We start from the raw sequence: 22,031 nt of genomic DNA on the forward strand, positions 1-22,031 counted from the left end.
ACCCGATGGATCAAAAGAACAAATCCCACCACCGAGGCACCAAGAACTCTTTTGCTTTTCTTGGTGCCTCGGTGGTGATCGGTTGAAGTCTGGAAAACCTAGTTCTCGGTCTCGACGACCTTCTCCAGAGCCTTGTGCTCCTCGACGAAGAAGTCGATGGCCTTCTTGAGGGAATCCTTCATGGAGACCGTGGGCTGGAAGCCGAAGGTGCTCTGCATCCGCTTGATGCTGGGGGTGCGGCGGGCCACGTCCTGGTAGCCCTTCCCGTAGAACTCGCCGCTGCCGGTCTCGACGGTGCGGCCCTCAGGAATGCCCCGCTCCTTGCGGAAAGGATGCTCCTTCCAGATGTCGATCATCATCTCGGCGATCTCGCGGACGCTGTAGTCGTTGACGGGATTTCCGATGTTGAAGATCTGGCCGTCGGCCTTCCCGCCCTCGTTCCGCAGGATGGCCATCAGGCCGTCCATGGCGTCGCTCACGTCGCAGAAGCAGCGGTGGGCATGGCCGCCGTCCACCAGGTTCAGGGGCTCGCCGTTGAACAGGTTCCAGCTGAACTGGGTCACCAGGCGGCTGCTTCCCTCCTTGGCGGTGTTCAGGCTGTCGAGCTTGGGGCCCATCCAGTTGAAGGGGCGGAACAGGGTGAACTTCAGGCCCTGCTGGAACCCGTAGGCCCAGATCACGCGGTCGAGGAGCTGCTTGCTGGTGCTGTAGATCCAGCGGTTCATGGGGATGGGGCCGGTGACGAGGGGCGACTCGTGCTCGTCGAACTCCGCGTCGGGGCACATGCCGTAGACTTCCGAGGTGCTGGGGAAGACCACGCGCTTCTTGTACTTCACGCACTGGCGGATGACGCGGAGGTTCTCCTCGAAATCCAGCTCGAACACGCGCAGGGGATCGGTGACATAGACCTTGGGCGTGGCGATGGCGACCAGCGGGAGCACCACGTCGCACTTCTTGATGTGGTACTCAATCCATTCCTTGGAGATCGTCACGTCGCCCTCCACGAAGTGGAAGCGGGGATTGGCCAGGTGGTCGGAGACCTTGTGGGTGCCGAGATCGAGGCCGTAGACCTCCCAGTCGGTGTCCCGCATGATGCGGTCCACCAGATGGGACCCGATGAAGCCATTAACGCCCAGAATCAGGACTTTCACGGAAGCACCTCGCACAAACGAACCAGTCTACCCGTTCCGGAGGCTCGGGTCCCTTGAAGATTAACGAAGCCAGCCCTTCCGCCGGAACCAGATCCAGATCCCCAGCGCCGTGACGGCCATGAGCCCCATCACCAGGGGATAGCCGAAGCGGTGCTCCAGCTCGGGCATCCGCCGGAAATTCATCCCGTAGATCCCGGCGATGAAGGTCAGGGGCAGGAAGAAGGCGCTGAAGATCGTGAGCACGCGCATGACTTCGTTGGTGCGCTGGCTGGCGAGGTTGATCTCCAGGTTCATCAGGTGGGTGGCGCTCTCCAGCAGCTCGTCCGCCCAGGTGTGCAGCCGGTCGGCCTCCTCCACCACGTCCGCGAGAAGGCCGTGGTCGTCGCGGGCCTGCTCCTTCAGGTTGCCCAGGGCCGCGCGGGTGCGCCACAGCGTGCGCTTGACGACGGCGCAGCGGCGCTTGATGCCGTAGACCTGCTTGATGCCCAGGTGGGGCGCTTTCCGGCTGAACAGGGCCGTCTCGATCCGGTCCAGCTTCTCCTCGCTCTCCCGCATGGGTTCGTCGAAGGATTTCACCGCGGCGGCGCACAGGGCGAGGACCACCTGCTCGGGACGGAGAGGGGGGCCCCCCGCGGCGTGCCGGGCCGCCTCTGCGAAGAAGGGCTGCTCCCGCCGGTGGACGGTGATGAGGGCGCCTTCCATCAAGAGGAGCACCAGGCGCCGCGTCATGGCCTGGATGGTGTCGCCCCGCTTGGCCACTTCATCGTAGGCGCGGAGGATCAGGAGCTGCTGCCCCGGGAGGCGCTCGTACTTGGGCAGGTGGGGCTGGTTGAGCAGGTCGCGCACGGCGGCGGGATGAAGTCCGTAGCGCGCGGCGACTTCCGCCATCTCGGCGGCGGTGGGATCCACCAGATCCACCCAGGTGAAGGTCGAACCCTCGGGAAGGGGCAGGTTCCGCAGCATCAGGGCACCCGGCAGACCACCTTGCCGAAGCCCTGTCCGGCCTCGAGGTGGCATTGGGCCGCGGGATAGTCGGCCAGGTCGAACACGCGGTCCAGGACCGGCCGGAACGGCGGATTGGCGGGCCGCTGGGCCAGCAGGGAGATCAGGGTCCACAGGTGCTCGCGCCGCCCCATGTACGAGCCGCGGATCTGGATCTGCTTGGCGAACAGAGCGCGGAGGTCGAAGGAGGTCTCCCGACCCGTGGTGGCGCCGCAGGTGACGATGCGGCCGCCCCGCGCGCAGGCGGACAGGCTGGCGCCCCAGGTGGCGGCCCCGGTGTGCTCGAAGACCACGTCCACGCCCCGCTTGCCCGTGAGGTCGCGCACCTTCCCGGCCAGGGCTTTCATCTCCCCCCGCACCAGGACGTGTTCCGCCCCCAGTTCCCAGCAGCGGATCGCCTTGGCTTCGCTCCCCACCACGGCGATCGCGGTGCCCCCGAGCGCCTTCACCAACTGGAGGGCGGCGCTGCCGACGCCGCTGCCGCCGCCCCACACCAGCACGGTCTCGCCGGGGCGGAGCGCCGCCTTGGGGACGAGCATCTCCCAGGCGGTGAGGAAGACCAGGGGAAAGGCCGCCGCCTGCTCGAAGCTCCAGTTCCCGGGGATGGGCAGGAGGTTCGCCGCGGGCACCAACACGTGGGTCGCGGCGGTGCCGTCGCAGGCGTGGCCCAGGATGCCGTAGGAGGGGCACAGCATGTCGTCGCCGCGGAGGCAGGCCGGACACAGCCCGCAACTCAGGCCCGGCGCGATCATCGCGCTGCCGCCCAGTTCCACGCCCTGCGGGAGGCGCGTCCCCTGCCCCACCGCCTCCACGAAACCCGCACCGTCGCAGCCCGGCGTGAGGGGCAGAGGCAGCGCGAAGCCGGGAATCCCCTCCGTCGTCCACAGGTCGAGGCGGTTGAGGGCCATCGCTTTCACCGCGATCCGCGCCCACCCCGGTTCGGGATCGGCGGGGACGAAGGCCTCCCGCGTGGGCGTTCCGACGGCGCCGTGCTGGGTCACGCGGAAACGGAAGGCTTCGCTCACGGGGCTCCTCTCGGGAGGGGTCGGCGGGATAAGGGTGCGGGGCGTCCAGTGTAGGCCGCGCGAAAGCGAATGCGTGAACCCCGCCTGGAAGAACCCGCGAGCGCTCGGCGCCATCTCGGACATGGCGTTCCCGGATCAGGGGCAAGCGGAGGGACTCGGAAGGTATCGGAGCCTTCCAGGCGATCAGAGGTCCCGCGACGCTGAGGACGTGGATCGATCCCATGCCGCAAATGTGGTCGGGCCGGGCTTTCGCCTGATTTCAGAGGTCCTCCCGAAGCGCTTTCTTTCACCCCTCAATTGAGACTGAGTCGCCCTTGTGACACCAATCACAGGCTCCTACCCCCGAATAGTGAGGAAGATCATTCATGACCTTTTGGACGGTAAAGGTCGCCGGAAGTGGATGATGCGATTTCACCCCTCCGCCGCATCGCCTCGACCGTCCGTCACCCGCGCGCAGGACCCCATTCGAAGTGTTCCAGCCCGCCGCGGCCGGAACGATTTTCACGAGACAGTCGCCCTTCAATTTTGGAGAAATCATGGTGCTACCTCTGACAAAGCCGTTTCGGCGGAAGGGTCCCCTCGCCCTTCTCCCTCTTGGGGGAACCCGCGGTGCCGGCGTGAAAACGGCTGTCGCCACGCTTCTGCTGTGCGCGGGGGCGAGCCCGGTTTTCGCGGCGCCTCCTTCCATCTCCGTGCCCATCACCTCCCAGCCGGACGGCCAGAAGGATTCCTTTTCCTTCCTGAGCAACCTCGAGCGCAGCAACTTCTTCCTGGGGGACATGTTCGGCCTGCGCCCGACGCTCGGGACCTACGGCATGACCGTGGTCGTCCAGGAGACCAGTGAGGTGCTCGGGAACGTCAGCGGCGGGATGAAGAAAGGGGCGGCCTACGACGGCCTGACCCAGCTCATTCTCCAGATGGATACGCAGCGCGCCTTCGGCTACTACGGCGGCCTGTTCAACATGAGCGTGCTGAACCTCCACGGGACCAACTTCAGCGCCGAGAACCTGGGCTCGCTGCAGACGTCCAGCGGCATCGCGTCGAACCGGGCGACCCGCCTGTGGGAACTCTGGTACGAACAGAAGTTCCTGGAAGAGGACCGCCTCAGCGTCCGCGTGGGACAGCAGAGCGCCGACCAGGAATTCATCGTCAGCTCCAATGCCCTGTTCTTCGTCAACACGATGATGGGCTGGCCCGCGGTGCCCTCCTACGATCTGCCGGGCGGCGGACCCGCCTACCCGCTTTCGGCGCCGGCGATCCGCGCGCGCTACCGGTTCGGCAACGCGTGGAATCTCCTCGTGGGCGTCTTCAACGGCAGCCCCGCCAAGACCAACGAGGGCGACGCGCAGGAGGAGAACAACCACGGCACCAGTTTCCCGATGCACAACGGGACTTTGACGTTCATGGAACTGCAGTACGTCTATCCCTCCGTCGGAAGCCTGGTCTACCCCGGCGAGAAGGCGCCCCTGTCCCGGACCTACAAGCTGGGCGCCTGGTACAACTCCCAGCCCTTCGACCACCTCCGGTACGACCAGAACGGCCTCTCCCTGGCCAATCCCGCCAGCAACGGTACGCCCGCCACGGCGCACGGCAACCTGTCCATCTACGCCGTCGCGGACCAGATGCTGTGGCGCAACGACAACGATCCCAACAACACCATCAGCGCCTTCACCCGGATCATGGGAACCCCGAAGACGGATCGCAATCCCATCAGCTTCAGCATGAACGCGGGCCTCGTCTGCCGCGGGCCCATCAAGAACCGGGCGAACGACACCCTCGCCGTGGGAATGGGCTTCGTGCGCGTCAGCAGCCAGGCGGCGGGCCTCGACCGGGACACCGCCCAGTTCGCGCAGGCCGCGGGCGACGGCGGCTACTACCCCGTCCGCAGTTCCGAAACCTTCATCGAGGCCACCTACCAGTGCCAGGTGACGCCCTGGCTGCAGATCCAGCCCGACATCCAGTACGTCTGGAACCCCGGAGGCGGGATCGCCAATCCCAACGCGCCGACCCAGCGCATCGGCAATGAACTCGTGCTGGGCGTCCGCGCCAACATCCTTTTCTGAACGGAACGATCATGAGCACCTTTCTCGCGACCCTCCCCCCCGCATCCAACGTTCAAAAGCGTCGCCGCACCTTCGGAGCCCTCAGCCTGCTGGCGCTCCTGATGGCGACGGGAACCGTTTCCATGCGCGCCGCAGAATCCGGCTGCTTTCTTGAAACCGTCCGCAAGCGCCGCAACCTGACGTCCACGGTCCCCGACAACGGCGACGTGAACCCCTACGCGATCGTGGTGGCGCCCGTGGCCGCCGGGAAGATCGCCAAGGGCGACGTGCTGGTGTCCAACTTCAACAACGTCTCCAATCTCCAGGGGACGGGCACCACGATCGTCCAGTACAACCCCGCCTCCAAGGCCACTACCCTGTTCGCGAAAATCCCCCAGAAGCTCCCGGAATGCCCCGGCGGCGTGGGCCTGAGCACCGCCATGACCATGCTGAAGTCCGGCTGGGTCATCGTGGGAAGCACGCCGAGCACCGATGGAACCACGGGGACCCTCGGACAGGGCGGCCTGCTGGTGATCGATCCCAACGGCAAGACCGTCGCCGTGTGGACCGGTCCCGCCATCAACGGCCCCTGGGGCAACATGGCGGTGGTGGACAAGGGCGACTCCGCCACGCTGTTCATCAGCATGGCCGGCTTCGACGTGCCGAGCCCCAAAGTGCTCGATCCCAAGACCGGCTTCCCGGTGGTGATCCACAAGGCCACGGTCCTGCGCGTGGAAGTGGCCATTCCCGAGGGCCAGCCCCCCGTCCTGAAGAGCCAGACCGTGATCGCCGACGGGTTCGCCCAGCGGGCCGACCGCGGGAACTTCCTGTTGGGCCCCACCGGCCTGGGCTTGAGCGAGGACGGCACCCTGTACGTCACCAACGGCCTCGACAACGTCATCACCGCGATTCCCGAAGCTCTGACACGGACGACCAGCGCCGGCACCGGCCGGGTCGTCACCCAGGGCGGCCTGCTCAGCTGGCCTCTGGCCATGACCATCACCCCTTCGGGCCATCTTCTGGTCTGCAACGGAAAGGACGGCCGGGTCGTGGAAGTCGATCCCATCGCCGGCAAGCAGCTCTGCGCGCAGTGGCTCAACTCCAACCAGGCCCAGACCCCTCCGGGCAATGGGAACCTGTTCGGAATCGCCATGACGCCCAATGGGGAAGGCTTCTACTACGTCCAGGACGACACCAACACCTTGACGTATGCTGGCAAATGAGCGCGTTCAGGTGACGCGCCAGGGAGTCGATTCGATGAATTCAGCCAATACGAAGAAGGCTCAGCCACGACAGCGTCTATCGCTGCTCGTGGCTGGGTTGCTATTGCTTTCCGGTTCCATCCTGGGCGCGGGAAAGCCCACGAAGGCAGTACCCGCGAAGGTCTCGCCGAGCGCGCAACCAAATCAGGTGGAGCCTTTTTGGGGAGAGCACCAGGGCGGCATTTTGACCTGGCCCATCCAACACCAGAATTACTTCGCCGCTTTCGACCTCGCGACGACCAAGCGGGAAGACGTCATCAAGCTGCTGAAGGCCTGGACCGAGGCGGCCGCGCGAATGACCGCGGGCGAAACGGCCCAGCCGCTTGAGGGCGGATTGAAGCTGGCCGTGCCGCCTGCCACGCCCGTGGAAGTCTTCGACACGCCCGATTCGGGCATCATCGCAGCCGATACCGGCGAGACGATCGGAATGTCCCCCTCCCGCCTGACCATCACCTTCGGATTCGGCGCGACCCTGTTCACCAAGGACGGCAAGGACCGCTTCGGCCTCGCTTCGCAACGGCCCGAAGCCCTGGTCGACATGCCCAAGTTCATCGGCGACCAATTGGCGGAGAACCGCACGGGCGGCGACATTTCCGTCCAGGCCTGTGCCGAGGATCCGCAAGTCGCGTTCCACGCCGTGCGCCAGCTCGCCCGGATCGCCGAGGGCGTGGCCCACATCCGCTGGGTCCAAATCGGTTTCCGGCCCAACACGGGATCCCGTCACCTCTTCGGATTCTCGGTGGAAGGAATGGAAAATCCCTCCGTGGAAGATCCCAAGGTGATGGCCAAGGTGGTCTGGAGCGGCAACGAAGGGCCGGAATGGATGCGCGGGGGCAGCTACATCGTGGCCCGCCGCATGCGCTTCGCGCTCGAGCACTGGGACCAGATGCCCACGAAGTACCAGGAGAAGGCCGTCGGCGGCGGGAAATACCACGGCAGCCCCATGATGAACCCCCATCAATCCGCGGAGCCCTCTCCCGCGGCCCTGGAAGACGACGATCCGGCCGCGCATCCTCCCAGCCACCTCGACATCGTGGGACCCCATGCGGCCACGATGTTCCGGCGCTCCTACTCCTACAACGACGGCGTGAACTTCACCACCGAGCGCTGGCCGCCCTGGCGCCAGGGCCTGGAATACGACGCGGGCATGTTCTTCATCTGCTACCAGCGGGATCCCCGCACCGGGTTCATCAAGCTGTTCGACATGATCGCCAAGCAGGATTTCCGCCTGAACCAGTTCTGGACCCACGAAGGCAGCGGACTATTCGCCTGCCCGCCGGGGGTCGAAAAGGGCGGCTACATCGGACAGGGCCTTTTCGAGCCCAAGTAAACCGGGTCGCCGCTCCGGCGGATCTGATCAGCGTCAACGAAATTGAGGAGCAGCAGCCCATGACCAGCACGCAACAGCCCCTGAAGCCCACCGATGTGATCACCCTCGACCAAGGCGGATCGCGGAAACAGTTCATCAGCGCGCGACGCGAGGGGTCGGACGAGCTGGCCATCTTCGATGCCTTCAAGCCCGGGTCGTCCACCGTGGTCGCCCAGATGGCCTTCGGCGGACTCGGATTCCACGATGCGGCGTGCGCCCGCATGGGCGGCGTGGAATGGCCCATGTTCTGGCTGCAGGGCGATGTCTGCCCCGGGGTTCACGTGGCCGGCGTTCAGTCCTTCGCCATGGAGGGCCGTCCCGTCCGCCGCGTGATGCTTTCCAATCGCGTCGTCGGCAGTTTCTGGTCGGACGAGGACGCGGACTATTGCCTGTTGGCCGGGCTCCTGCCGGCGGATCCCACCGCCGACCGCAGCGCCCAGACCCTCAGCAGTTTCGAGCAGATGGAAGCCGGCCTGAAAGAAGTCGGCATGGACTTCTCCCATGTGGTGCGGACCTGGTTCTACCTCGATGAACTGCTGGACTGGTACGACGAATTCAACGTGGCGCGGACCGCGTTCTTCGAAGCCCGGGGCGTTTTCGACCGCCTCATTCCGGCCAGCACCGGGATCGGCGCCAGCAACCCCGCCGGCGCCGCGGTGGCCTCTGGAGCGCTGGCCATCCGGCCCCGCCATGACCGCGTCCACATCCAGGAAGTGGAATCCCCGCTGCAGAACCCGGCCACCGAGTACCGCAGCTCCTTCAGCCGCGCGGTGGAGATGGCCTTCCCCGACCGCCGGGTGCTGACCATTTCAGGTACGGCCAGCATCGCGCCCGACGGGAAAACGGTGCATCAGGATGACGTCGTCAAGCAGATCCAGCTCACGCTCGACGTGATCGAAGGCATCCTGAAATCCCGCGGAATGGACTGGCAGAACACGACCCGCGCTGTGGCCTACTTCCACGACATCGCCGAACTGCCCACCTTCGATGCCATCTGCCGCGAGCGGGGCATTCCGCCCCTTCCGGTCGCCCCCGCCCACGCCACGGTCTGCCGGGCCGATCTCCTGTTCGAGATGGAACTCGACGCGGTTCTCGCTGTGCCGGCTTCCGGGAAGGCCTGAGCTCTTTCCAACCCAGCGGCTCCTCAGCCGTTGATGTACCACCCCAACCATGGAGTACACGACCTGCCCTCGGCGCGGCCCGCGCGATATCACGACGTCCCCTCCGGACGGAATCTCCAGGCCGCTCCAAGTGCATCCCCCACTCCCCTCTTTCCTGGTCCCCGTGGATATCGTCGAAACTCGCGCCCTGCCCTCGCCCGCCCAATTGCTGGCGGAATTCCCGAGGACCGAAAGCCAGGCCGGGTTCGTGGCGCGCGCGCGACGCGAAATCCACCAGGTGCTTTTCGGGGGCGATAGCCGGTTCCTGCTGATCATCGGTCCCTGCTCCATCCACGACCTGGATGCGGGCAGGGACTATGCCCAGCGCCTGGCCAAGCTCGCAAAGGAGGTTTCGGACCGGATCCAGGTGGTGATGCGGGTTTATTTCGAGAAGCCGCGCACCACGGTGGGCTGGAAGGGCCTGATCATGGACCCGCATCTCGACGGTTCCAATGACATCGCTACCGGCCTGCGCCTGGCCCGCACCTTCCTGCAGGACGTCCTCGATCTGGGCCTTCCGACCGCCACCGAACTGCTCGACCCCATCACGCCCCAATACATCGCGGATCTCATCTGCTGGTCCGCCATCGGCGCCCGCACGGTGGAATCGCAGACCCACCGGCAGATGGCCTCCGGCCTCTCCATGCCCCTGGGCTTCAAGAACGGCACCGACGGCAGCATCGCCACGGCGATCAATGCCATCCGGGCGGCCGCACAGCCCCATACCTTCCTGGGCGTCGACCTCGCCGGCTGCGCCTCCGCCGTCGTCACCCGGGGGAACCCCGACTGCCACGTGGTCCTCCGCGGCAGCCGCAGCGGTCCCAACTACTCCCCCGCCCACGTCGCCCAGGCCGAGCAACTGCTCGCCCAGGCGGGATTGAACCCCTCGATTCTCGTCGACTGCTCGCACGGCAACTCCGCGAAGCAGCCCGAGCGGCAACTCGACGTGATGGAGGACCTGCTCACGCAGATCTCCGCGGGCAATACCTCCATCAGCGGCGCGATGATGGAAAGCAATCTGGGGGCCGGAAACCAGCCATTCCCCCAACCGTGGGACAAGCTCCGCTACGGGGTTTCCATCACCGACGCGTGCATCGACTGGCAGACAACGGCGGCGCTGATCCGGCGGGTCCATGCTGCGCTCGCCCCCCGGTTTGCGCAGGCGGCCGGCCAATAGCCCCCTTCGAAGCACCTGAACTCCGCAAATGGGAAGAGGTGGCCGCCCACCGCCGCTGTCCTGCATCTTCGTCGAACGGGAGAACTCACATGCCGACCGTGGCCCTTGCGGGCAATCCCAACTGCGGAAAGACGTCTCTCTTCAACGGGCTGACTGGCGCGCGCCACCACGTGGGCAACTGGCCGGGCGTCACGGTGGAAAAGCGCTCGGGCATGGTGGAGGTGGACGGGGTCTCCGTCGAGATCGTGGATCTCCCCGGAACCTACTCCCTGTCCGCCCAGAGCGAGGACGAGCGCATCGCCTCCTCCTTCCTGTCCCAGCCGGGCGTGGACGTCATCGTGAACGTCCTGGACGCCTCCAACCTCGAGCGGAACCTGTACCTCACCACCCAGCTCCTCGAGCTGCGGAAGCCCATGGTCTTCGCGCTGAACATGATGGACGACGCGGTGCGCCAGGGCCTCGAAGTGGACATGGAGGCCCTTTCCCGGCTCCTCGGCGGACGCGTGGTGGCGACCGTGGGCAACCGGAAGGAGGGCCTCGACGACCTGAAGGCGGCCATCCTCCAGGCCGCCCAGAACTCGGATCCCGCGCGGGATCCGACCCAGGGATCGCCGCGCGTGGCCTACGGCGACGACATCGAGGGCGAGGTCCGGAAGCTGGCGGAAGAGGTGCGCCGCGACGAGAAGCTCACCGAGCACCTCTCCGGCCGCTGGTGGGCCCTCCGCCTCCTCGAAGGGGCCCGCGACGCCGTCGAGCAGGCCGAGGCCAGCCACGCCGGCAAGGCCATCCGGCAGCAGGTGGAAGCCAGCCGCGCCTTCCTGGAGGGCCACCTCGGCGACGACTGCCCCACCCTGCTCGCGGAGCGCCGCTACGGGTTCGCCCGGGGCCTCGTCGCGGAAGTGGCCACGCGCCGCAACGCGAAGGCCGAGCGGGACCTCACCGACCGCCTGGATTCCGTCCTGACCAACCGCGTGCTGGGCATCCCGATCTTCCTGGTGATCATGGTGGCGGTCTACACCCTGACCTTCGTGATCGGAAAGTATCCCCAGGACGCCATCGGCGCCGGGATGGGCTGGCTGCACGACACCGCCGCGGCGCACCTGCCGCCGGGGGAACTCACCAGCCTGTTCGTGGACGGCGTCATCCCCGGCGTCGGCTCCGTGGTGGTGTTCCTGCCCTCGATCATGATCCTGATGGGCTGCGTCTCCTTTCTGGAGGACACGGGCTACATGGCGCGGGCCGCCTTCATCATGGACCGGCTGATGCACCTGATGGGCCTGCATGGGAAGAGCTTCATCCCCCTCGTGATGGGCATGGGCTGCAACACGCCCGCCATCCAGGCCACGCGCACCATCGAGGCCAAGAGCGACCGCTTCATCACCATCCTGGTCGCCCCGTTCGTCTCCTGCTCCGCCCGCCTGCCCGTCTACATCCTGCTGGCCGGGGCCTTCTTCAAGCCGTTCCAGGGCGCCCTCGCCGTGGTCGCCATGCACGTCCTCGGGTTCGTCGTGGCCATCGCCGCGGGCAAGTTCCTGCGCGTGAGTTTCTTCCGGGGCGAGAACACGCCCTTCGTGATGGAACTGCCTCCCTACCGCCTGCCCGTGCTGCGGACCACCGCCCTCCACATGTGGGAGAAGGGGTCGGTCTTCCTCCGCAAGGCCGGCACCGTGATCTTCGCGGGCGCCACGCTGGTGTGGTTCCTCAGCAACTATCCCGGCCTGGCCGACCGCGCCCTGACGGCCGAGCGGCAGACGCAGAAGGAGGCCATCCAGGCTCAGAAGCTCCCCGAAGCCGAAGAGAAGGAGAAGCTCGACGACCTCGATTTCGCCTACCGGGGCCGGATCATGAACTCCAGCCTGGCCGCCCGCTTCGGCAAGGTCCTCCAGCCGGTGTTCCGTCCCTTCCTCGATCCCGACCGCCGGCGGCCCGAGGCGTGGAAGGATGGCGTGGCCCTCACGGCCGGATTCGTCGCCAAGGAGATCGTGGTGGGCACCATGGCGGTGGTCCACCAGGCGAAGGCCGAAGCTCCGGAAGGCGCCGAAACGACGCCCCTCCAGCAGAGCCTCCGCGAGAATTCGGGGATGACGCCCCTGACGGCGCTCGCCTTCATGGTGTTCACGCTGATCTACACGCCCTGCCTGGGCACCGTGGGCATGATCCTGAAGGAGACCCGCAGTTGGGCCTGGACTGGGTTCTCCGTGGGCTACGGCATCGGCCTGGGCTGGACGCTCGCCTGGCTCACCGTGGTCGCCGGCCGCGCCCTGGGGTTCGCGTGAGCGTCCAGGGCTGGCTTGCCCTCCTGGTTGTCGCGGCCACCGCCGCCGGGCTCATCTGGCGTCTCCTTCCGCGATCCGGCGCGCCGGGCTGCGGGTGCGGCGGAGATTCCTGCGCTTCCGAGAAGAAGAAGCGCTGACTTCTTGAAGGATCACGACCCGCGCACCAGGAATGGGAGGCCCTGTTCCTGCTCCTTCTTGGTGCCCTTGGCGTCTTGGCGGTGATTCCTTTCCGCGCCGAAACGAAGGACGACCACTCCAAGTTGCCTGATCGGGCAGTTCTTGGTGTCTTCGTGCCTGGGTGGTGGATTTTATCTTTTCGAGGGGAAGCGCCTACTCCGACTTCAGCGACCGGGTCATCAGACGGTGGACGGCTTCTTCGGGGGGCTCGCCGTTCAGCAGGCGCTGGACCTCGGCGGCGATGGGCAGGTCGAGGCCGTGTTCCCCGGCCAATTCCAGGGCGGCCTCAGTGGTGAACATCCCCTCGATGACCTGGCCTCCGAGGGCGTCCCGGGCGGCTTCCACGGTATGGCCCTTCCCCACCAGTTCTCCGAAGGTCCGGTTGCGGCTCTGGGGACCCGTGGCGGTGAGCAGGAGGTCGCCCATCCCGGCGAGGCCCATCACGGTGGCCGGCTGGCCTCCCAAAACCTCCACCAGCCGCGCCATCTCGGCCAGCCCGCGGGTGATGAGGGCGGCCCGGGGGTTGTAGCCCAGCTTCAGCCCGTCCACCAGTCCCGCCGCGATGGCGAGCACGTTCTTGAGGGCGCCGCACAGCTCCGTCCCCACCACGTCGCGGCTGAGGTAGATCCGGAGCCTGTCGCAGGCCAGCTGCGCCTGCAGGGCCCGCGCCCGCTCGTCCGAAACCTCGGGCGGCAGCGCCATGGTGATGGCCGAGGGGACGCCCCGGCTCACTTCGTCCGCGAAGGTGGGGCCCGACAGGGCGCCCACGGGCACGTCCAGGACGCCGGTCAGGGCCTGGGAGAGCGTCTGGTGGCTGCCGCGGAGGATGCCCTTGCTGACGTGGATCACCAGTTCGGGCGTCTTCGGCGCCTGGGGGCGCAGCCCGCGCCAGGCCTCCGGCGTCACCTGGGTGGGCATGGCCGAGATCCACAGGGGCGCTTCGAAGGCCGCCGCGGGATCGTTTGAGGTCTCCAGCCCGTCGGGAAACACCACGTCCTTCAGCCGCAGGTGGCGCCGCGTGGCGGCCATCTGCGCCATTTCCTCCTCGAAGGGCCCCCACAGGGCCACCTTGGCGCCCGCCCGGGCCCAGGTGATGGCCAGGGCCGTGCCCCAGGCACCGGATCCGAAAACGCCGATGTCAGCCCTGGACATGGACATCCTCCTTGGCCGCGCCCCACAGCTTGGATTCCGTCCCCGCCTGGAGGCGCAGGATGTTCTCGCGGTGCTTCCAGATCACCAGGAGGGCCAGGGCCGCCCAGGGGAGGAGCGGCGACACGGCGGACGGGAGGGGATGTTCGCCCAGGCCCCGGAGGAGCTGGACGGGCACCATGGCCGCCGCGAGGATGCTCCCCAGGCTCACGTGCCGGGTCAGCCACAGGACGAAGACGAACATCCCCAGGGGCAGAAGGACCATCGCCGGATCCGCCGCCACGATCACGCCCAGGGCCGTGGCGACGCCCTTCCCCCCCTGGAACTTCAGCCACGGCGTGAAGACGTGGCCCAGGACCGCCGCCAGCGCGAACAGGGCCAGGGCGTCGGCGCCGAAGCCCACCTTCTTCGCCAGGAAGACCGGCAGGAATCCCTTCAGGACGTCGAGCAGAAGCGTGACGACGCCCAGGGCCTTCCCGCCCACGCGGCTGACGTTGGTGGCGCCGATGTTCCCGCTGCCGTGCGTCCGGACATCCCCCTTCCCGGCCAGCTTCACCAGCAGCAGGCCGAAGGGGATGCTGCCGCTCAGGAAGGCCGCGAGGCACCACAGGACCGGGGAAGACGGGAGCGTCAAGGGCATGGACGCAGTGTATCAGCCGTTCCGCAGGGCCCGGCGCAGCAGGTCCAGGGCCCATCCCACGCTGCGGAGCCGCACGTCGGCGCGGTCCCCGGGCACGTTGAAGTGCTGCGCCACGGTCCCTTCCGGACCCGCCAGCGCGATGAACACGCTGCCCACCGGCTCGCCGCTTTCGGCGGTGGGACCGGCGTTGCCCGTGAGCCCCAGCCCCCACGTGGCGCCCAGCTTGACGCGGATCCCTTCGGCCAGGGCGCGCGTGGTGGCCTCCGACACGGTGCCCTGGGCGGCGAGCGAAGCCGGTTCGAGCCCGGCCAAGGCGGCCTTGGCGGGGGAGGTGTAGACCGTCGCCCCTCCCGCAAACACCTCGCTCGCCCCCGGGATGGCGGTGATCCGCGCGGCGAGGAGGCCGCCGGTTACGCTCTCCGCCGCCGCCAGCGTCTCTCCCCGCGCCCTCAGGTCATCCAGAACCGCATCCTCCAGATCGCCTTCTCCTGCGCAGGCCAGATCCTCGCCGAGGACGGCTTCCAGGTCGGCCCTGGCCACGTCGAGGGCCGCCGCGTCGGGGCCGCGGACCAGCAGCTCTACCTGGGTGAGGCTGGCGAGGATGGTCCATTCCAGGTGGGCGTGGCGCTCGCGGACGGGGCGGATCCGCTCGTCCAGGGTGCTCTCGGGCACGCCCGCCACCACCAGCCGGAGGGTGTGGACGGGCCGCCCCGCGAGGGCGCGGAGCCGAGGTTCCACCTGGGTCTCCCACATCCGCTTCATCTCCCGGGGCACGCCGGGCAGCATGACGATGCGGACGCCCGGATGCCCCGAGGGGCCCTCCCACCACACGCCGGGCGCCGTGCCCACGGGGTTCGGCAGGGCCTCCGCCCCGACGGGAATCAGGGCCTGCTTGAAATTGGAGGCCGCCGGCACGCGCTTGCGCGCCGCGTAGAAGGCCAGCATGTCCTCCCGGCTGCGGGCGTCCTCCCGCAGCTCCGCGCCGAGGATCTGCGCGAAGCACTCCTTGGTGAAATCATCGAAAGTCGGGCCCAATCCCCCCGTGATGACGATGAGCTCGGACCGCGTCAGGGCCTCCCGGAAGAGTGCCTCCAGATCCTGCCGGTCATCGCCCACCGCGGTCTTGCGGTGGAAGCCCAGTCCCAGGGCGGCGAGCCGTTCTCCCAGCCACACGGAGTTGGTGTCCAGGCGGCGCGTGGTGAGCAGCTCGGTGCCGACGGCGATGCATTCGATGCGCATGACTGGAATGGAACCACGGGAGCGGCGGCCCTCCAAGGGCTCAGGAGTCCAGCCATTCCCGCGCGGCCCAGCGCCCCACCCACAGGCCGACCCCGCTGCCCACCATGCTGAGGACGACGCCGGTGGTGAAGCCCACCAGGGCGCCGAGGTACCAGCCCACCAGGCTGACAACGGTGGCGCCGACGAATCCCATGAGCTTTTCCATCGGGCGTCTCCAGGGGATGCTGGTGCCTCAACGAGGTGTGCCCATGATCATCCCCGATCTCGACGACCTGGTGCTGGAATCCGACGAGGAATCCGGCCTGCGGGAACTGGGCCGCAGGTTCCTGGCCCGGGGTCCCTGGACCACGGTGGCCTTCCTGGTGAAGACCAAGACGGATCCGGAGGGCGAGTGGGAAGGCCCCTTCCTGTGGCTGCACCGCTACCAGAAGGTGGCCCAGGGCTGGAAACTGGTCAGCCGCTTCCGCACCACGGAGACGGCCCAGTTGGCGGCGCTGGCGGACGCGATCGAGGGGTGGAAGGGCTACTTCAGCGACGGGAGGTAGCGTTCCCGCACCACGGCGAGGTGGTGGGCGGTGTGCCCGGCGCAGATGAAGGGAAAGCACCGCGCGATGATGGACCGGCCGTTGGTGGTGCCCTGGCGCTCCCACGCCCCGTCGGAGAGCCCCCGGAACAGGGTGAGGCTGGCGCTCCGCGCCGCCCACCAGTCCGCCAGGAGATCCGCCATGGAGCGATCGTCGGCCGCCGCCGCGGCGGCGTAGGCGTCCTCGTCGAAGCCCGGAAGCGGCGTGGTGTCGCCCCGCCCGATGCGCAGGCAGCGGTACGCGAAGATCCGCTCGGCGTCGGCGCAATGCTGGAGCAGGTCCTTCAGGCTCCATTTGCCTTCGGCGTAGCGGAACGCGCCTTGGACCTCCGTCAGGTTGCCGAAGAGCAGTGCGACTTCGCTCCCCTGGTCCTGGAGGCGCAGGAGCACGTCGCCCTCTCCGGCGGCGGCGATGTAGGGCGCGTAGGCTTCGGGGTACTCGCTGGGAGAGGGAAAGGTCAGGCCCATGGCGACTCCTAGAACGTCATCACTTTCATGGTGTTGGTGCTGCCCGTCTTCCACAGGGGGAGGCCCATGGTCATCACCACTCGGTCCAGCCCGCCCAGCTCGTGCTTGGCCACCAGCAGCTCCCGCACCACGGCCACCATCTCGTCCGTGTTGGTGAGGCGGGGGATGAGCAGGGACGTGACGCCGCGGAGCAGGCCCATCCGGCGGGCCGTGATCTCGTCCACCGTGGCGCCGAGAACCGGCGTCCGCCCGGCCAAGCGGCTCACCATCCGCGCCGTGCCGCCGCCCTCGGTGAAGGCCACGATCCACCGGGCGTTGATTTCGTCCGCGGTGCGGCACGCGGCGAAGGCCACGGAGATCTCCGTCCGAGCGAGCACCTTCTCCGCCAGTTCGTCGGGAAGGGTGGGCGTGCGCTGCTTGACGTTGGCGTCGGCCTCGGCGGCGATCCGGGCCAGCCACTGCACGGCCTCCACGGGATAGGCGCCGGTGGCGCTCTCCGCGCTGAGCATCACCGCGTCCGTCCCGTCCCAAATGGCGTTGGCCACGTCGCTGGCCTCGGCCCGGGTGGGCTGCGCGTGCTCGATCATGCTCTCCAGCATCTGGGTGGCGGTGATCACCGGCTTCAGCGCGCGCCGCGCCGCCTTGATGATCTGCTTCTGGAGCCCCGGGACGCGCTCCACGCCCAGTTCCACGCCCAGGTCGCCGCGGGCCACCATCACGCCCCAGGACACGTCGAGGATCTCGCCGAGGTGCGCCAGCGCGGTGGGGTGCTCGATCTTGGCGATGATGGGCTGGTTTCCGCCCAAGTGCTGGATGATGGCCTGGAGCTGCTGGATGTCGGAGGCCCGCCGCACGAAGCTCTGGGCGAACAGGTCCACGCCGTGCTCCACGCCCCAGCGGATGTCCGCGTGGTCCTTCTCCGTGAGGGGATCGGTGTTGATGTCCATCCCGATGGGGTGGACGCCCTTCCGCGCCTTGAGCAGCCCGCCCACGACGACCTCGGCCTGGAGCAGGTCGCCGCTGACCGCCAGGATCTTCACCGTCAGGGCGCCGTCGTCCAGGAGCCAGTGCTGGCCGGGCTCGGCACCCTCGAACAGCTCGGGATGCGGGAGGGGCGCGGCCCAGGCGGCATCGGCGGGCACCGGCCTTCCCGGCGCGTAGAAGCAGCCCGCGCTGCCCACGGGCAGGTCGATGGGCGCCTCCAGCAGACCCACGCGCCACTTGGGCCCCTGCAGATCGAGGAAGACCGGAATCGAGCGGCCCAGTTCATGGGCGATCTCGCGGACCTGGCGGAGGGCTTCGGCCCGGCTTCCGGGCTCCCCGTGGCTGGCGTTCAATCGCACCGCGTCGGCTTCGCGGAGGGATTCCCGCAGGCGATCCCCCTGCATGAGAGCCGGTCCCAACGTCATCACCAGTTTGGTCTTGCGCACGTTTTCCCCCGTCGCCTGCACAGGCATTCCACACACTTTTCCACAGTCTGCGCCTGCGTTTGGCCCTTGTCACGGGGCTTTCCATCACGTCTTCCCGGTGCTACCTTTTGGATCCCGATACGGCTGATGGAGATGGCGGAATGCGTGAGAAGCTGCGAGTCCTCGTAGCCGAGATGGTGCGTGGCGGCGTCCCCCTGGAGATGGCCCGCCGGGAGTTCGAGCGCCTCTACCTGGAGGAAGTGCTGACGGCCCATTCGGGCAACCACAGCGCGGCCGCGCGGGAGTTGGGCATCCACCGCAACACCCTCGCCAAGAAGCTGGAGGCGCCCCTCAGCCGCCTGCGCCAGGTGAGCCTGGCGAGCTGAGCTTTCGCCCTTCCGTTTCCGAGCCCGGCTCCGGCCGGGCTTTTCATTTCGTCAGGTCCTGGTCGCTTTTCCTTCGACAGGAGGGGATGGGACCGCTACAACAAGGGACTCGGAGGACGTCATGAAGAAGGTGGCCATCAACGGACTCGGACGCATCGGGAGGCTGGTCCTGCGCCACCTCATGAAGGTTCCCCACGTCCAGGTGGTGGCCGTGAACGACCTCACCGACGCCGCCACCCTGGCCCACCTGATGAAGTACGACTCCGTCCACGGGCGGGCGGATTTCCCCGTGGCCTCGGACGGGAACCACCTCGTGCTGGACGGCCGCCGCATCCGGGTCTACGCCGAGAAGGATCCCCAGCTCATTCCCTTCGGCGCCCTCGGCGCGCAGGTGGTGCTGGAATGCACGGGCAAGTTCGTCAAGCGCGCCCAGGCCGCCACCCACCTCCAGGGGAGCGTCAGCCACGTCCTGATCAGCGCCCCAGCGGGGGACGCGGACCGGACCGTGGTCATGGGCGTGAACGACACGGCCCTGGATCCCGAGAAGGACCGCGTGATCTCCAACGCCAGCTGCACCACCAACTGCCTAGCGCCGATCGTGAAGGTCCTCGACGACGCCTTCGGCCTCGATTACGGATTCATGACGACGGTCCACAGCTACACCAACGACCAGCGCATCCTCGACCTGCCGCACAAGGACCTGCGCCGCGCCCGGGCCGCCGCCGTGAGCATGATCCCCACCAGCACCGGCGCGGCCAAGGCCATCGGGCTGGTGATGCCCCACCTGAAGGGCCGCCTGGACGGGATCGCCGTGCGCGTCCCCACCCCCGACGTGAGCATCGTGGATCTCACCGCCACCCTCAAGGCGGACGCCTCGATGGAAGCCGTGCAGGAGGCCTTTTCCCGCGCCGCCGCTTCCGGCCCCCTGGCGCCGTACCTCGAAGTTCTCGACGCCGAACTGGTGAGCGCGGATCTGGTGGGCAATCCCGCCAGCGCCCTCTACGATCCCTTCCTCACGAAGGCCCTGGGGCCGCGCCTGGTCAAGGTCTTCGCCTGGTACGACAACGAGTTCGGCTACGCCGCGCGCCTGAAGGACCTCTGCATCCACGTCCTGGACCGCATCTAATCCATGACGGGCATCGCCCTCAACGGCCTCGGCCGCATCGGCCGGCTGGTGGTCCGCATGCTGGGCGCCGCCCGGCCCGGCCTGCTGTGCGCCGTCAACGACCCCGCGCCCCTGGACCAGATCCTCCACCTGCTGCGCCACGATTCCATCCACGGCATCAGCCCGCGCCCCATCGAGGGGTTCACCGAGGATGGCCGGGATTTCCTGCTGTTCGGCGACCGGCGCGTACCGTTGTTCCACGTGTCGAATCCTGCGGAAATTCCATTCCCCAACGCGGCACGGCTGGTAGTGGAGGCCAGCGGCCGGTTCACCCGGCGGGCGGACGCGGCCCAACACCTCAAGGGGCCGGTCTCCCACGTGGTGATCAGCGCGCCCAGTCCCGACGCGGACTTCACCGTCATCGCGCCCGTGAACGGGGCCGAGCTGGATCTGGACCGCCACCGCGTCATCTCCAACGCCAGCTGCACCGCCCACGCCACCGCGCCCATGCTGCGGATCCTCGACGACGCCTTCGGCATCGAACACACGGGCATGAGCACGGTCCACGTGGTCACCAACGATCAGCGGCTGCTGGATCTGCCCCACAAGGACCGCCGCCGGGCGCGCGCGGCCTTCCTGAGCATCATCCCCACCACGTCGAGCGCCTTCGGCGCCCTGCACCGGGCCATGCCGGCCCTTCCGCCGGACTTCGACGGCGTGGCGCTCCGCGTGCCCACCCTCAGCGTGAACCTGGTGGACCTGACCGCGACCCTCCGGCGGGACGCCGATCCCGCCGCGGTCCAAACCGCCTACGAGGCCGCCGCCGCGGGACGCTGGAAGGGCCTGGTGGGCTTGGCGGATCCCCACGCCGTGAGTTGCGACATCACCGGCCGAACGGAAAGCGTGTTGATGGACCTGGAGCTCACCCGGATGCTGGGCTCGCGCTTCGTGAAGGTGTTCGGCTGGCACGACAACGAGACGGGCTATGCCGCGCGGCTGGGCGACCTGGTGATGGATCTGGCCGGCAGGCTCTAGAACGATCCCGCCGCGTAGCCGGTGCTGAAGGCCGCCTGGAGGTTGTAGCCCCCCACGGGACCGTCCACGTCCAGCAGTTCGCCGCAGATCCGGAGGTTCTCCCATCCGCGGAGCGCCATGGTCCGGGGATCGACGGCGGCCAAGTCCACGCCGCCCGCGGCCACTTCCCCCCGGGCCAGGGGAACGGGCTGGGGCTCGCCCAAGGGCAGCGCCGTCGCGAGTCCCACCAGGGCCTTCCGCGCCGCTCGGGGCAGCTCCTTCAGGGCGAGGGAAGGGCTCACGTCCTCCTCCGCCAGCAGAGGTTCCACGACCCGCTCCGGCAGATGGCGCCCCAGCCACGTCGCCGCCTGGAGGCGGGGATTCGCGCGGGTCTCGGTGAGCAGCGCCGCGTCCACGGCTTCGGGCGGTTCCCGGAGCACGGCGTAGGACAGCCACGCAGCACCTTCCCGCCGGGCACGCTCCACGGCCTGGCTCAACTCCAGGGCCGCCGGGCCGCTGATCCCGGCCTTCGTGAAGAGCACGTCGCCGGCGAAGGCCCCGAGGCGCGCGCCTTGGGAGCCGGCCGTCAGCCGCAGTTCGCCGCCACGCACGGCTACGCCTTCCCAGGCCGGGCGGGGACGCTGGAGCGGGATGGGCGCCAGCGCAGGAAACCAGGGCTTCACGGGGGCGCCCAGCCCCTTCAGCCAGCCCAGGACCTCGCCCCGGGTCCCCGTCTCCGGATAGCTGGCGCCCCCGGTGGCAAGGATGAAAGTCTCGGCTTCGATCCGCTCCTCTCCCAACCACAGCCCTTCCAGGCGGGGGGCGCGACCCAGGAGTCCCGTCACGCGGGTGCTCGTCCGCACCGTCACGCCCGCCCGGCGGGCCAGGGTTTCGAATGCTTCCACCACCGCGGCGGCGCTTCCGGGTCGGTCCAGCGGAAATATCCGCCCGTTCTCCCGAACGTAGGTCTCCACGCCCTCCCGGCGCAACAGGTCCATCACGGCCGCGTTTCCGAAAGCGTGGACGGAAGGCCGGAGGAAGCGCGCCTGGTCCCGCGCGAAAGCCGCCAGAAGGGCCTTGGGCGGACCGTCGTGGGTGATGTTGCACTTTCCGCCCCCGCTGATCCGCAGCTTCACGCCCAGCCGACCGTTGGCCTCCAGCAGGAGCACCCGCCGCCCGAGGCTGGCCGCCCGCCACGCCGCCACGAGCCCCGCCGCGCCTCCGCCCACCACCACCACCACGTCCGCCATGGATCCATCATGGCCGAGGCGCAGATACACTGGGAGCTCGCGCGTGGAGGCAGCATGACGGGAGCGCCGCCCGCAGGCCTCATCATCTTCGCCGACTGCGCTGGCTCATACCCAGGGGCGATCAAGACCCAAGATTTTCTTTTCACC

General features: G+C 68.1%; 20 protein-coding genes. 10 read left to right on the plus strand and 10 right to left on the minus strand.

The window, feature by feature from the left end:
* Positions 1-98: 98 nt before the first annotated feature.
* The 3 genes from RAH39_RS07710 to RAH39_RS07720 are packed head-to-tail and all read right to left on the minus strand — an operon-like array spanning position 99 to position 3,178.
* A complete protein-coding gene (locus RAH39_RS07710) occupies positions 99-1,151 on the minus strand; it encodes a bifunctional UDP-4-keto-pentose/UDP-xylose synthase (RefSeq protein ID WP_306589504.1) in 1,053 nt (350 codons plus the stop codon).
* Positions 1,152-1,211: 60 nt separating this feature from the next.
* A complete protein-coding gene (locus tag RAH39_RS07715; protein WP_306589505.1) occupies positions 1,212-2,114 on the minus strand; it encodes a CorA family divalent cation transporter in 903 nt (300 codons plus the stop codon).
* Positions 2,114-3,178, minus strand: a complete 1,065-nt coding sequence (locus RAH39_RS07720) for a zinc-binding dehydrogenase (RefSeq protein WP_306589506.1) — start codon at positions 3,176-3,178, stop codon at positions 2,114-2,116. Before RAH39_RS07720 ends, RAH39_RS07715 begins: the two co-directional genes overlap by 1 nt.
* A gap of 536 nt (positions 3,179-3,714) precedes the next feature.
* Between RAH39_RS07720 and RAH39_RS07725 the strand changes: the two genes are divergently transcribed.
* The 6 genes from RAH39_RS07725 (at position 3,715) to feoB (ending at position 12,464) form a co-directional block, all read left to right on the plus strand.
* Entirely contained in the window at positions 3,715-5,241 is a 1,527-nt protein-coding gene (locus RAH39_RS07725; RefSeq protein WP_373467320.1) for a carbohydrate porin, read from the plus strand.
* 11 nt (positions 5,242-5,252) lie between these two features.
* A complete protein-coding gene (locus RAH39_RS07730) occupies positions 5,253-6,443 on the plus strand; it encodes an NHL repeat-containing protein (protein ID WP_306589508.1) in 1,191 nt (396 codons plus the stop codon).
* Positions 6,444-6,666: 223 nt separating this feature from the next.
* Complete coding sequence (locus RAH39_RS07735) at positions 6,667-7,812, plus strand: Dyp-type peroxidase (RefSeq protein ID WP_306589509.1); 1,146 nt, start codon at positions 6,667-6,669, stop codon at positions 7,810-7,812.
* A 59-nt stretch (positions 7,813-7,871) separates the two neighbouring features.
* Positions 7,872-8,972 carry a RidA family protein gene (locus tag RAH39_RS07740; RefSeq protein ID WP_306589510.1) on the plus strand — a complete coding sequence of 367 codons (1,101 nt, stop codon included), beginning with the start codon at positions 7,872-7,874 and terminating at the stop codon, positions 8,970-8,972.
* 163 nt (positions 8,973-9,135) lie between these two features.
* Entirely contained in the window at positions 9,136-10,188 is a 1,053-nt protein-coding gene (locus tag RAH39_RS07745; RefSeq protein ID WP_306589511.1) for a 3-deoxy-7-phosphoheptulonate synthase, read from the plus strand.
* A gap of 89 nt (positions 10,189-10,277) precedes the next feature.
* Positions 10,278-12,464, plus strand: a complete 2,187-nt coding sequence (gene feoB, locus RAH39_RS07750; protein ID WP_306589512.1) for a ferrous iron transport protein B — start codon at positions 10,278-10,280, stop codon at positions 12,462-12,464.
* Between the two features lie 330 nt (positions 12,465-12,794).
* Here the strand turns inward: feoB and RAH39_RS07755 are convergent, their stop codons facing one another.
* Genes RAH39_RS07755 through RAH39_RS07770 form a run of 4 tightly spaced genes read right to left on the minus strand, consistent with a single transcriptional unit; the run spans position 12,795 to position 15,874 of the window.
* Complete coding sequence (locus RAH39_RS07755; protein ID WP_306589513.1) at positions 12,795-13,793, minus strand: NAD(P)H-dependent glycerol-3-phosphate dehydrogenase; 999 nt, start codon at positions 13,791-13,793, stop codon at positions 12,795-12,797.
* On the minus strand, positions 13,780-14,430 hold the full coding sequence (gene plsY, locus RAH39_RS07760) for a glycerol-3-phosphate 1-O-acyltransferase PlsY (RefSeq protein ID WP_306589514.1): 651 nt from the start codon (positions 14,428-14,430) through the stop codon (positions 13,780-13,782). Before plsY ends, RAH39_RS07755 begins: the two co-directional genes overlap by 14 nt.
* Before the next feature lie 12 nt (positions 14,431-14,442).
* Positions 14,443-15,669 (minus strand): CinA family nicotinamide mononucleotide deamidase-related protein, encoded by a 1,227-nt coding sequence (locus RAH39_RS07765; protein ID WP_306589515.1) that lies wholly within the window; start codon positions 15,667-15,669, stop codon positions 14,443-14,445.
* Positions 15,670-15,709: 40 nt separating this feature from the next.
* Positions 15,710-15,874, minus strand: a complete 165-nt coding sequence (locus RAH39_RS07770; protein WP_306589516.1) for a hypothetical protein — start codon at positions 15,872-15,874, stop codon at positions 15,710-15,712.
* Between the two features lie 43 nt (positions 15,875-15,917).
* On the opposite strand from RAH39_RS07770, the gene RAH39_RS07775 reads away from it, so the two are divergent.
* Positions 15,918-16,214: a hypothetical protein gene (locus tag RAH39_RS07775; protein WP_306589517.1), complete on the plus strand. Its 297-nt coding sequence runs from the start codon at positions 15,918-15,920 to the stop codon at positions 16,212-16,214.
* Here RAH39_RS07775 and RAH39_RS07780 read toward each other — a convergent pair.
* Positions 16,193-16,720, minus strand: a complete 528-nt coding sequence (locus RAH39_RS07780; RefSeq protein WP_306589518.1) for a DinB family protein — start codon at positions 16,718-16,720, stop codon at positions 16,193-16,195. The genes RAH39_RS07775 and RAH39_RS07780 overlap by 22 nt on opposite strands.
* Before the next feature lie 8 nt (positions 16,721-16,728).
* Positions 16,729-18,150 (minus strand): pyruvate kinase, encoded by a 1,422-nt coding sequence (gene pyk / locus RAH39_RS07785; RefSeq protein ID WP_306589519.1) that lies wholly within the window; start codon positions 18,148-18,150, stop codon positions 16,729-16,731.
* Positions 18,151-18,290: 140 nt separating this feature from the next.
* Between pyk and RAH39_RS07790 the strand changes: the two genes are divergently transcribed.
* The 3 genes from RAH39_RS07790 (at position 18,291) to RAH39_RS07800 (ending at position 20,655) form a co-directional block, all read left to right on the plus strand.
* The gene (locus tag RAH39_RS07790; RefSeq protein ID WP_306589520.1) at positions 18,291-18,515 is read left to right on the plus strand and encodes a helix-turn-helix domain-containing protein; all 225 of its coding nucleotides are present in this window, start codon (positions 18,291-18,293) and stop codon (positions 18,513-18,515) included.
* A gap of 121 nt (positions 18,516-18,636) precedes the next feature.
* Positions 18,637-19,641 carry a type I glyceraldehyde-3-phosphate dehydrogenase gene (gene gap / locus RAH39_RS07795; protein WP_306589521.1) on the plus strand — a complete coding sequence of 335 codons (1,005 nt, stop codon included), beginning with the start codon at positions 18,637-18,639 and terminating at the stop codon, positions 19,639-19,641.
* A gap of 3 nt (positions 19,642-19,644) precedes the next feature.
* A complete protein-coding gene (locus tag RAH39_RS07800; RefSeq protein ID WP_306589522.1) occupies positions 19,645-20,655 on the plus strand; it encodes a type I glyceraldehyde-3-phosphate dehydrogenase in 1,011 nt (336 codons plus the stop codon).
* Here RAH39_RS07800 and RAH39_RS07805 read toward each other — a convergent pair.
* Entirely contained in the window at positions 20,652-21,884 is a 1,233-nt protein-coding gene (locus RAH39_RS07805) for a BaiN/RdsA family NAD(P)/FAD-dependent oxidoreductase (RefSeq protein WP_306589523.1), read from the minus strand. The two genes, RAH39_RS07800 and RAH39_RS07805, sit on opposite strands and share 4 nt — an antisense overlap.
* Between the last annotated feature and the right edge of the window lie 147 nt (positions 21,885-22,031).

Origin of the sequence: Geothrix sp. 21YS21S-4 (genome assembly GCF_030845995.1) — a bacterium.
In the GTDB taxonomy this organism is placed as follows: Bacteria; Acidobacteriota; Holophagae; order Holophagales; family Holophagaceae; genus Geothrix.